Annotated in this window: 9 protein-coding genes; all 9 read left to right on the top strand. The window is 72.9% G+C overall.

What is annotated here, in order from left to right:
* Window positions 1-233 precede the first annotated feature (233 nt).
* A complete protein-coding gene (locus tag ACFPL3_RS06605) occupies window positions 234-914 on the top strand; it encodes a phosphatase PAP2 family protein (RefSeq protein WP_343947037.1) in 681 nt (226 codons plus the stop codon).
* A gap of 280 nt (window positions 915-1194) precedes the next feature.
* Window positions 1195-2253 carry a Gfo/Idh/MocA family protein gene (locus ACFPL3_RS06610; protein WP_343947038.1) on the top strand — a complete coding sequence of 353 codons (1059 nt, stop codon included), beginning with the start codon at window positions 1195-1197 and terminating at the stop codon, window positions 2251-2253.
* Window positions 2250-3362 (top strand): DegT/DnrJ/EryC1/StrS family aminotransferase, encoded by a 1113-nt coding sequence (locus tag ACFPL3_RS06615; RefSeq protein WP_343947039.1) that lies wholly within the window; start codon window positions 2250-2252, stop codon window positions 3360-3362. Before ACFPL3_RS06610 ends, ACFPL3_RS06615 begins: the two co-directional genes overlap by 4 nt.
* A complete protein-coding gene (locus ACFPL3_RS06620) occupies window positions 3343-4773 on the top strand; it encodes a sugar transferase (RefSeq protein WP_379588540.1) in 1431 nt (476 codons plus the stop codon). The genes ACFPL3_RS06615 and ACFPL3_RS06620 overlap by 20 nt, the downstream gene beginning before the upstream one ends.
* Window positions 4770-5744: a glycosyltransferase gene (locus ACFPL3_RS06625; protein WP_343946543.1), complete on the top strand. Its 975-nt coding sequence runs from the start codon at window positions 4770-4772 to the stop codon at window positions 5742-5744. Before ACFPL3_RS06620 ends, ACFPL3_RS06625 begins: the two co-directional genes overlap by 4 nt.
* Window positions 5741-6790, top strand: a complete 1050-nt coding sequence (locus ACFPL3_RS06630) for a lipid II:glycine glycyltransferase FemX (RefSeq protein ID WP_343946542.1) — start codon at window positions 5741-5743, stop codon at window positions 6788-6790. Before ACFPL3_RS06625 ends, ACFPL3_RS06630 begins: the two co-directional genes overlap by 4 nt.
* A 12-nt stretch (window positions 6791-6802) precedes the next feature.
* A complete protein-coding gene (locus ACFPL3_RS06635; protein WP_343946541.1) occupies window positions 6803-8068 on the top strand; it encodes a nucleotide sugar dehydrogenase in 1266 nt (421 codons plus the stop codon).
* Window positions 8065-9606 (top strand): hypothetical protein, encoded by a 1542-nt coding sequence (locus ACFPL3_RS06640; protein WP_343946540.1) that lies wholly within the window; start codon window positions 8065-8067, stop codon window positions 9604-9606. Before ACFPL3_RS06635 ends, ACFPL3_RS06640 begins: the two co-directional genes overlap by 4 nt.
* Window positions 9603-11207: a tyrosine-protein kinase domain-containing protein gene (locus tag ACFPL3_RS06645; RefSeq protein WP_343946539.1), complete on the top strand. Its 1605-nt coding sequence runs from the start codon at window positions 9603-9605 to the stop codon at window positions 11205-11207. Before ACFPL3_RS06640 ends, ACFPL3_RS06645 begins: the two co-directional genes overlap by 4 nt.
* Window positions 11208-11610 lie beyond the last annotated feature (403 nt).

Genomic DNA, 11610 nt, shown 5'->3' on the forward strand with positions numbered 1-11610 from the left:
ATATTCGATCACCTTCAGGGTTTTCACAGCATCGGACGTCGAACGAAGTATTTTCGGCGAATGGCGTACCGGCGGTGCGGCCCTTGTCGACCGTTCGCCGGAAGGCGATTCCACCATGGCGTGGGCGGCGCGGACGGGCGCCGGATCCGTGGCGACCACGGGATCACCACGGGGAGCCCACGCGCGGCTCGCCTGCGGTCGGGTGCGGCTGGTACAGCGGTACTTTCGGTGGGGTGTCGGCCACCGCTCCGCACCTGGACCGCACGATCCTCCCGCCCGCGCTGCGCGTACCGGCCGCAGTCACCGCAGTGCTGGCGCTGCTCGTCTTCGGCGTGTTCGCCGCGCGGTACGCCGACGGCTCCGCCGCGGGCAGGCTGGATCGGCACCTGCAGGTCCTCGTCGCGCTCGCCGACGGCGCGCCATCGCTGTCCGACGCCGTCGTCGCCTTCGGCAACCCGGACTCGGTCGTCATGTTGGCGTTGGCGCTCTGCGGGATTGCACTCCTGCTCGGCCACCGGAGGCTGGCCGTGCTGGCGATCGTGGGTCCGGGGCTCACCGGCGTCGCCACGTCGACGCTCAAGCCGATCATCGGACGAACGATCGAGGGGGAGTTCGCCTACCCGAGCGGCCACACGGGCGGCACCACCTCGCTCGGGATTGTCGTCGCGCTGCTGCTGGTCGCCGTGCTGCGCCCCACGCCCGGTACGAGCGCCGTCCTCATCGGGTCGGGGGCGGTGCTGCCGGGAGGCGCGATGGCGCTCGCGCTCGTTGCCGACGGGGACCACTACGCCACCGACACGCTCGGCGGGTTTTGCGTGGCGATCGCGATCGTGTTGACCTGCGTGCTGGTGATCGAGCGCCGGTCCTCGATCGACAGCGGCGCCGCGTGTCGGAGAGAGTCACCTCGTGCGTAACCCGTTTGCAGCAGCGCAACCGGAGCAGGATGACCCGAAAGTGTCTGAGTTGCCACCCAAATGCTTAGCTGAGAAAACCCTGTAACACCCCCTCCTATCCTCCAGATAGCCAGGAGAGACGGCGGGTACCACTTCGCAAGATCCCATCGGCGCGGTCCGTGAGAACCAGGGGCACAGGTCACGGCCGCCAGGGATCCGCAGCTGCGGGCCCGCCGTCGGCGGGGGCGCCTCATCCGCGCCGTCGACATTGGGGGAAGCATCGCAAGGGTCTGGGGGACCGGTGGCGAAGCAAGTTGACATCCGCGTGGCCGTTGTGGGTTACGGCTACTGGGGGAGCAAGCACGTTCGGGTGCTGAGCACCATGCCGGACGTGGATGTGGTGGTCGTCGACGAGGACCCGGGGCGCCTCGACGAGGTCGTCGCGTACTACCCGTCGGTGGCGGGCACGGCCACCGCGCTGGAGGACGTCCTCGACCAGGTCGACGCCGTGCTGGTGGCCACGCCTCCCGGCGCGCACGCCGAGATCGCGCTGCAGGCCATCAACGCGGGCAAGCACGTGCTCGTGGAGAAGCCGATGGCCACGTCGGTGGCAGACGCCGAGGCCATGGTCCTCGCGGCGTCCGTGCACGGCGTGCAGCTGATGGTCGGGCACACCTTCGAGTACAACGCGGCCGTGCGCAGGCTGCGCGACATCATCCGTTCCGGCACGCTCGGCCGCGTCCTCTACATCGACTCGGCCCGGCTGAGCCTCGGCCGGTACCAGCGCGACGTGAACGTCATCTGGGACCTCGCGCCCCACGACATCTCGATCGCCTCGTACCTGCTCGACGAACTGCCGGTCGCGGCGTCGGTGTGGGGCGACCGCAACGTCACGCCGTGGCGCGAGGACGTCGCCTACCTCCGTCTGGACTTCCCGCAGACGCGCGCATTCGTGCACGTCAGCTGGTTGAACCCGAACAAGGTGCGCCGCACCACCGTGGTGGGTGAGCGCAAGATGGCCGTTTACGACGACATGTCCGACAACGAGCGGATCCGGATCTACGACATCGGTGTCGACCCGGCCAGCATCGACGACCCGCAGAGCGCGCACGAGCGGCCGGTCAGCTACCGCACCGGCGACATCGTGTCGCCGTTCGTGGCGTTCCACGAGCCCCTGATGGCCCAGGACCGCGCCTTCGTCGACTCGGTGCGCACCGGCATCCCGTCGGACACGCCGGGCGAGCGCGGCCTGGACATCGTGCGGGTGCTCGCGGCCACCGACGCCGCGCTGGTCACGGGGCGCACCGCCCCCGTGGTCAAGCCCTCGCAGATCGTCCGCGGCGTGCGGGCGGTGTCGTGAGCGGCTCCGCGGGAGTCCCGTTCCTCGACCTGGCCGCGGTGCACCTCGACCTGCGCGACGACCTCGACGTCGCGTGGAAGGAGGTGCTCGGACACGGGCGGTTCATCGGCGGCCCGGAGGTCGCAGCGTTCGAGGCGGAATTCGCGGCCCACTGCGAGGTGGGCCACGGCATCGGCGTCGGCAACGGCACCGACGCGCTCGAGCTGATCATGGCCGGGCTGGGCATCGGGCAGGGCGACGAGGTGATCGTCCCGACGAACACGTTCGTCGCCACCGTCGAGGCCGTGCGCGCCGTCGGGGCGCGGCCCCGGTTCGTGGACGTGCGACCCGACACCCTGCTCGTCGACCCGGCTGCGGTGGCCGCAGCCATCACGCCGCGCACCGCGGCGATCATGGCCGTCCACCTGTTCGGGCAGATGGCCGACGTCGACGCGCTGGGGCGGCTGGCGCGCAGCCACGGCGTCGCGCTGGTCGAGGACGCGGCGCAGGCCCACGGGGCCCGGTACATGGGCAGGCGGCCCGGCGGTTGGGGGGCCGCCGCGGCGTTCAGCTTCTACCCGGGCAAGAACCTCGGAGCGCTCGGCGACGGGGGTGCGGTCGTCTCCGACGACGCACAGCTGATCGAGCGGATCCGGCTGCTCGCCGACCACGGCCGCTCCGCCACCGACCGCTACGCGCACGAGGTGTCGGGCCGCAACAGCCGGCTCGACACGCTGCAGGCGGCGGCGCTGCGGGTCAAGCTCAAGCGGCTGGACCGGATGAACGAGGAGCGGGTCGCGCTCGTCGAGCGGTACCGGCGCAACCTGCCCTCGTGGGCCGTCCCGGTGGCGGAGGACCCTGCCGCCGAGCCCGTGTACCACCTCGCGGTGGTGCAGGTGCCCGACCGCCTCACCGTCACGGCGGCGCTCGACGCCGCGGGCATCGGGTGGGGGTTGCACTACCCGGTCCCCTGCCACCGCCAGCCCGCCTTCGCGGAGTTCGCCGACGGGCCGCTCCCGGTGGCGGAAGCGGCGGCCGAGCGGATCCTCTCGCTCCCGCTGTCGCCCACGATGGCGCCGGAGCAGGTCGACCTGGTCTGCGAGGTCCTGCATGGTGTCCCGATCGAATGACGGCAGGCGGGTGCCCTCGCTGCGGGCACCCGTGGTGCTGATGTACCACTACTTCGGGGAGGCGCCCGGCGCCGACCCGGAGCAGCTGTTCGTCAGCGAGGAGGCGTTCGCGGCGCAGCTGCGGTACCTGCAGCGGCGCGGGTGGCGTGCGCTCACGCTCGACGAGTACCTGGCGGCGCTGGACGGCGCGCCCACACCGCGCCGCTCGTACCTGGTCACGATCGACGACGGGCACGAGTCGGTGTGGAAGATCGCCGCGCCCGCGCTGTCGGCGGCCGGCATCCCGTCGGTGCTGTTCGTGTGCCCGGACCGCATCGGCGGGCGCGCCGAGTGGACCGACGCCTACAGCGACGAGCCGCTCGCGGCCGCGGGAGAGCTCACGGCGCTGCCGCGGCTCGGCATGGACCTGGGCGTCCACAGCGCCGACCACACGCGGATGGTCGGGATGGATGCGACCGCCCTGCACCGCCACGTCGTCGAGGCCCGCGACCGGCTCGAGGAGGCCACCGGCGTGCGGGCGCGCTCGTTCGCCTACCCCTACGGCACCCACGACCCGGCCGCCCGCGAGGCCGTGGCGGCAGCGGGGTACGACGTGGCCTTCGCCGTGGCGCGCGAGCACGGCCGCTTCGCGGTCGACCGGGTGTTCGTCCGCAGCGGCGACTCGATGCTGCGGTTCCGCTTCAAGCTCACCCCGGCCTACCGGGTGATCTCGCGCGTCGGCGGGCGGGCCTGGCGGCTGCGCCACGCCGTGCGGGCCATCGGGGCGGGCCTGCGCGGCCGCGCGGCCGGCCGGGCGGCGGCCCTGGTGCGCAGGGCCGCCGACGTGGTGGTGGCGGGCTCTGCGCTCGTGGCGCTGGCGATCCCGATGCTCCTCATCGCCGCCGCCATCCGCCTCGAGGACGGCGGGCCTGCCCTGTTCCGCCAGCAGCGGGTGGGGCTGCGCCGCCGCTCGTTCGAGATGCTGAAGTTCCGCACGATGAAGCCGGGAGGCGACGACCGCGCGCTGCGCGACCTCATCGCCCGTGAGCTGCGCGGCGAGGACACGGTCGTCGACGGCAGTTCGAAGCTCAACGGCGACACCCGCGTCACCCGGGTCGGCCGGTTCCTGCGGCGCACGAGCCTCGACGAACTCCCCCAGCTGATCAACGTGCTGCGCGGCGACATGACGCTGGTGGGGCCGCGGCCGTGCCTGGAGTGGGAGGCCGACATGTTCCCGGCGGAGTACCACGCGCGGTTCGACGTGCCGCCGGGGCTCACCGGGCTGTGGCAGGTCAGCGGGCGCAGCGCTCTGGGCACCCTCGACATGCTGCGGCTCGACGTCCGGTACGTGCAGGAGCGCACGCTGGCGCGCGATCTCGAGATCCTCGTGAAGACGGTCCCGGCGCTGCTGGGCGGGGGCGGGTCGCGGTGACCACGGTCCTGGTCGCCACCACGGGCGGGCACCTCACCCAACTCCACGGTCTCGCGGAGCGGATCCCGCCCGACCCCGACGCCGTCTGGGTCACCCACGCCAACGAGCAGAGCACCTCGATGCTCGCGGGCCGCGACGTCGAGTACGTGCCCTACGTCGGGCAGAAGGACGTGCTCGGCGTGCTGCGCTGCGCCCTGCACGCGCACCGGCTGTTCCGGCGCAGGCGCCCCACCCGGGCGGTCTCCACCGGGTCCGGCATCGCGCTGGGCTACCTGCCCTACCTGGCCGCGCGCGGGGTGGAGTGCCACTACATCGAGAGCGCCGCCCGGGTGGGAGGTCCCTCGCTCACCGGCCGGATCATGCGCTGGGTGCCCCGGGTGCACACCTACACGCAGTCCCGCAGCTGGAGCGGCGGGCCGTGGCACTACGGGGGCAACGGGTTCGACGCCTTCGAGGCGGTGCCCGCCCGGCGCGAGCTCGGCGAGCGCGTCAGGGTGGTCGTCACCGTGGGCACGGCCGCCGAGTTCCCGTTCCGGCGGCTCGTCCTCCCCCTCTCCAAGCTGCTCGCCGCCGACGGCCCGCTGGAACAGGCCCTCGGCCGGCCGGTGGACGTGCTGTGGCAGACCGGGTGCACCCCGGTGGACGACCTGCCGATCACGGCCACCCCGTTCCTGCCTGCCGCCGACCTGCGGCAGGCGCTGGCGGAGGCCGACATCGTGGTGAGCCACGCGGGCACCGGATCGGCCCTGGCCAACCTCGACGCCGGCCGGTTCGCCGTGATGGTGAGCCGGGAGGCCGAGTTCGGCGAGGCCGCCGACGACCACCAGCAGGAGCTCGCCTCCGAGCTCGCCGCGCGCGGCTTCGCGCTGCACCGCGACCCCGCCGACCTCACGGTCGACGACCTGGTCTCCACGCTGTCCACCGCGGTGCGCAATGTCTCCGAGGTGCCACCGTTCGAGCTGCGGTCATGAGCGCGCTGAGCGTCGTCACGGCCGACCCCGTCACCGACCCGCGGTGGCGTCGGCTGGCCGGCGGACCCGGTTCGAGCCTGTTCACCTCACCGCCCTGGATCAGCGCGGTGTGCCGGTCCTACGGCTTCACGCCGGAGGCGCGGATCGCCCTCGACGCCGCGGGGGAACCGGTGGGCGGGTTCGCCTGGGTGGCCGTGGAGGACGTGCGGGGCAGGCGGCTGTCGAGCCTGCCCTTCTCCGACCGCGCCGACCCGCTCACGGCCGGTGGCCCGGTCTTCACCGCGCTCCTGGACGCCGCGAAGACCGGCGAGGAGCAGCTCACGCTGCGCTGCCTGGCCGACTCGCCCGCGGTGGCCGATCCTCGGCTGCGCACCGTGGGCGAGGCCGCGTGGCACGGCACCCCGCTCGACGCCGGCGTCGAGGAGATCCACCGGCGGATCGCGAGCGCGTCGCGGCGCAACATCAGGGCGGCGGAGCGGGCCGGGGTCCGCGTGGAGGTCCGCGACGACCTCGACGCCGTGCACGCCTTCCACCGGCTGCACGTGGGGCTGCGCAAGCACAAGTACCGGCTGCTCGCGCAGCCGCGCGAGTTCTTCGAGAACATCTGGCACGAGTTCCGCGACGACGGGCGCTGCGTCACCCTGCTCGCCACGCTCGACGGCGAGGTGATCGCCGGCGCCATGTTCCTCGAGTGGAACGACGTCATCTACTACAAATTCGGCGCCTCGGTGCCGGAACACCTGCGGGCACGCCCGAACGACGCCGTCTACTGGACCGGGATCCAGCGCGGTGTCGAGCGCGGCATGCGGCTCGTCGACTGGGGCTTGTCCGACCTCGACCAACCCGGCCTCGTCGGGTTCAAGAGGAAGTGGGCGAGCGACGAGCGCCGCATCGTCACGTTGCGCTCCGGCACCTGGATGCAGGCGCCCGAGCAGGAGGAGTTCGGGCGGGAACTGGGTGAGCTCACCCGCCTGCTCACCGACCCGTCGGTGCCCGACGAGATCACCGCCCGGGTCGGCGCGCTCCTCTACCGCTACTTCTGCTGAGGGGGAACCATCATGACGGTCGAGGGACCGGTTGTCGTCGTCGGACAGGGCTACGTGGGGCTGCCGCTGTCCGTGCGGGCCGTGCAGGTCGGCCACCAGGTGGTGGGCTTCGACCTGGACAAGCAGCGGGTCGACCAGCTGCGCCGCGGCGAGAGCTTCATCGACGACATCACCGACGAGGACATCGCGGCCTGCCTGGCCACGGGCCGGTTCACGCCCACCGACGACCCCGGTGAGCTGGCGGGCTTCCGGGTGGCGGTGGTGTGCGTGCCCACCCCGCTGCGCGACGGCGCACCCGACCTGTCCTACATCGAGGACTCGGCCCGCCTGCTCGCGCCGCACCTCACGCCGGGCGCGTGCGTGGTGCTCGAGTCCACCACCTACCCCGGCACCACCGAGGAGGTGTTCGGGCCGATCCTGGAGGCCGGCTCGGGGCTCACCGCCGGCACCGACTTCCACCTGGGCTACAGCCCGGAGCGGATCGACCCGAACAACCCCACCTGGCACCTGCAGAACACCCCCAAGATCGTCTCGGGGATCGACGAGGCGTCCGGTGCCGCGGTCAAGGCCTTCTACGACACCGTCGTCGACCACGCGGTGCCCGCGCCGGGCACGCGCGAGGCCGAGATGGCGAAGCTGCTCGAGAACACGTTCCGGCACGTCAACATCGCGTTGGTCAACGAGCTGGCCGTCTACTCCCACGAGCTCGGCATCGACGTGTGGTCGGTGGTCGACATGGCCGCCACCAAGCCGTTCGGGTTCATGAAGTTCACGCCCGGGCCGGGCGTGGGCGGCCACTGCCTGCCGATCGACCCGTCCTACCTGTCGTGGCAGGTGCGCCGGTCGCTGGGCCGCACGTTCCGGTTCGTCGAGATCGCCAACGACGTCAACGACAACATGCCCGCCTACGTCGCCGCGCGGGTCACCGAGCACCTCAACCGCCGCAAGCTCGCCGTCAACGGCAGCAAGGTGCTGCTCGTCGGCCTCACCTACAAGCGCAACTCCGGCGACGCCCGCCAGTCCCCGGCGATCCCGGTGGCCCACCGGCTGGCCGACCTCGGCGCGCAGCTGTCCGCGATCGACCCGAAGGTCGCCGCGGCCGACGTGCCCGACGTGGTGGAGCTCGTCGAGTGCACGCCCGAGGTGGTGGCCGCCGCCGACGTGATCGTCGTCCTCACCGACCACGACGACGTCGACTGGGAGCTGATCGAGCGGTACTCCGACCGTGTGCTCGACACCCGCAACCGGCTGGCGTCCGCGGGGGTCGACCGGCTGTGATCCGCACGGCCGGACCCCGGGCGCTCGACGCGTGGCCGTGGCTGGTGGCCGCGGCCGGCGTCGGCGCGCTCGCGGTGGTCCAGCCGCTCGTCGCCGTGGCGGCCGTGGCCGCGGTGGCGGTCGTGGCCGCCGCGTTCGCGGCCCCCGCCGCCGCGGTCGGGGTCACCGTGGTCGTGGTGCTGTTCGTGCGCCCGATCGAGCACCTCGTCCCGATCGCCCTGCTCGGCTACCTGGACGAGGGGCTCGTGCTGCTGTGCGGCATCGTGCTGCCGCTGCGGCGGCTGCTCGCGGGCCGCGCGCTGCGGGCGTTCCCCGGCCAGTGGTGGTTCGCCGCCTTCGCCGCGGCGGGCCTGCTCAGCGGCCTGTTCCTGGACGTCCCGCCGGAGACGTACCTCCTGGGCGCGGTCGTGATGTGCAAGGGCCTGGTGTTCGCGTGGGCGGTGGCCCAGGTCGACTGGGAGGAGCGCCACCTGCGCGTCGCGGCGCGGACCGGCGCGGCGCTCATCATCTTCTGCCTCCTGGCCACCGCGGCCAACCTCGCACTCCAGGGCCCGTGGAACGCGGTCATGGCGAGCGACCCCAACGCGATCGAGTCCCGCGGGTTCCTGCCGTCCCTGATCGGGCCGTTCAGCCACCCGATCGACCTCGGCCAGTTCATGGCGTTCTCCGCCATCGCGCTCACGGCATGGCGGATGACCGTGCGCAAGGGCGCGTTCACCCTCACCCTCCTGCTGGCCACCGCCGGGGCGGCGCTGCTCACCGCGCGGCGCACCGCGATCGGCAGCCTCGTGGCGGCGTGGCTGTGGCTGAAGGCGGTGGGCCGCTCCACGGGGGTGCTGCTCGCGGTGGCCGTCACGGTGCCGTTCGCGGCGGTCGTGCTGGCCACCCCGCTGGCCACGGTGGTCACCGCCACCTACAACGACTACATCTCACCGCAGGCCGAACCTGCCGCGCGAACGGTGCTCACCGTCGACTCGTTCGGGGTGGCGGCCGGGTACTTCCCCGGCGGCGCCGGGTTCGGCCGGTTCGGCTCCGCCATCGCGGCCTCCACCTACAGCCCGGAGTACTTCGCGCGCGGCTACCCGGACATCTGGGGCCTCGGCCGCACCGCGGAGGACGGGCGGTTCCTCACCGACACCGAATGGCCGGCGATCATCGGCGAGAGCGGCTACCTCGGTGCCGCCGCGTTCCTCGTCGGCATGATCCTGATCTACCGGGCGAGCAGGCGGCTGTACCGCCACGGCGCCACGCCACTCGTGCGGTGGATCGGCCTCGTCGCGATCGGGTGGACGATCGCGAGCCTCGTGCAGTCCATCGCCACCGTGACCTTCACCGGCCCACCGGGCTTCGGCCTGTTCTTCGGGATGGTCGGGCTGGTCACGGGGCTGTCCGCGCGCAACGGGGCGCCTGAGGCGGGCCCACGCCCGCAACACACCGACCGATCCATGATCGTCAGTGCCGCGCCGAGGCGTGCTGCACCGCAGCTCGCGCGCCTAGACTCCGGCACTGCGGCGGGTTCTTCCCGGGGGCGAACATGACCGTTGAACGAGCGATGCGCATGCTGCGCGAGCGCTGGGGGTTGGCGCTGCTCTGCGTGGTGCTGGGACTGCTGGGCGCGGGGGTGGCCACCTACCTCACACCGCGCACCTACAGCTCCGACGTCACCCTCTACGTCTCGTTGCAGGGGCGGGCCGATTCCTCCGACGACGCCTACCAGGCCGACCGGCTGGCCCAGGCGCGCGTGCAGTCCTACGTCCCGCTCCTCACCGACGAGCGGGTCACCCAGCCGGTGGTCGAGAGCCTCGGGCTCGCGCTCACCCCCGCCGAGCTCGCGGAGCGCGTCACCGTCACCGTCGAGCCGGACACCACCGTGCTCACCGCGGCCGTCCGCGACTCCACGCCGGAGGGCGCCGCGGCGGTCGCCAACGCGCTGGCCAACGAGTTCGTCGGGCTCGTCGGGGAGCTGGAGCAGCCGATCGGGCCCACCCCGCCGCCACCGGCGCCCGGCCAGCCCGCCGAGGAGCCGGCGCGGATCGGCGTGCAGGTCGTCCAGCCGGCCGCCCCGGTGGCCGTGCCGGTGTCCCCGGACGCGCCGTTCAACCTCGCGCTGGGCGGGGCGCTCGGCCTGCTGATCGGCATCACCGCCATGGTCGTGCGCGACATGCGCGACACGTCGGTGCGGTCGGCCGAGCACCTGCGCGGGCTCGTGCCGGCCCCGGTGCTCGCGGAGATCCCCCACGACCGCCGCGTCGCCACCCGGCCCCTGCTCGTCGACGACCCGTTCGCCTCCCCGCGCGCCGAGGCGTTCCGCAGGCTGCGCACCAACCTGCAGTTCCTGGGCGGACGGCAGGGTCGCGGCGTCATCGTGGTCACGAGCGCGCGGCCGGGCGAGGGCACCTCCACCACCGCCTGCAACCTCGCCATCACCCTCGCCGAGGCGGGCAACCGCGTCCTGCTGGTCGACGCCAACCTGCGCAACCCGCGCGTGGCCGACTACCTGGGCGTGGACACCACCCCCGGCCTCGTCGACGTCCTGGCGGGCCGGATGGTGTGGCAGTACGCGCGCAGGCCGTGGAACCGCGGCGGGTTCGACGTCCTCCCCGCCGGGGCCGTCGGCCAGGACCACAGCAGCCAGCTGCTGTCCTCGTTCGGGCTCGCCGACCTGCTGGCCGACATGCGCAAGCACTACCACTTCGTGGTGGTCGACACGCCAGCGCTGCTGCCGGTGTCCGACGCCGCGGCCGTGGCCGCCCGGGCCGACGGCGTGGTGCTCGCGGTGCAGCACCGCCAGACCACGCAGGAGCAGGTCGACGCGGCGGTGTCGATGCTGGGCTCGGTGTCGGCGCGGCTGCTCGGCGCGGTGCTCACGATGCGCCGCGGTCGGCCCGGACGCGAGGGGCGGGTGCAGGCCTACAAGGCGCAGCAGTCGGCCCCACGCCCCGAGGTGCCACCGCTGCCGGCGCCGCCACCCACCCCCCGGCCGGAGATCACGAGCCCGCCCACGGGGATCCCGCGCTCCGTGCCCGAGCAGCAGAGCGCGCCCAACGGCGTCCCGCAGGAGCAGGACAGCGAGGAGGAGACCGCGCAGCACACGGTGGAGACGGCGCCGCGGCGCCCCTCGCCCACCCCGCGCTCCTGACGGGTCGACCCACCCGAGAAGCACACCACCGCTGTGGCGACCGCCCTGGTGTGCGGCTCGCCTGACCGTCGATGTCGCGAGCAGTACCTCACCGCAGCTGACGCACCCTGAGGTGCTGGTGATCAGCGGCAGCGGCCGATCAAGGCGAATGGCCGCTCTTGGAGATCATCCAGCGACCATTTTCCCTTGGTCGACGCCCTCGGGGCGCAAATTGGCCATCTGCAGGCCCAAGATCAGAGAGTTGGCGCATTCCCGGGTCGATTTCGCCCGAGAATGCGCCAAAGCCCTGATCATGGCGGCAGAACCGGCCTCCGGTGGCGCCGCGCGCCACGTGGGCAGGCCCCGGCCTGCCCACGTGGTTGCCGGGAAGGGCCGCAGAGGCTCACGGGTCAAGGGGCGCGAA

This window comes from Pseudonocardia zijingensis (assembly GCF_042657305.1).
Lineage (GTDB): Bacteria > Actinomycetota > Actinomycetes > Mycobacteriales > Pseudonocardiaceae > Pseudonocardia > Pseudonocardia zijingensis.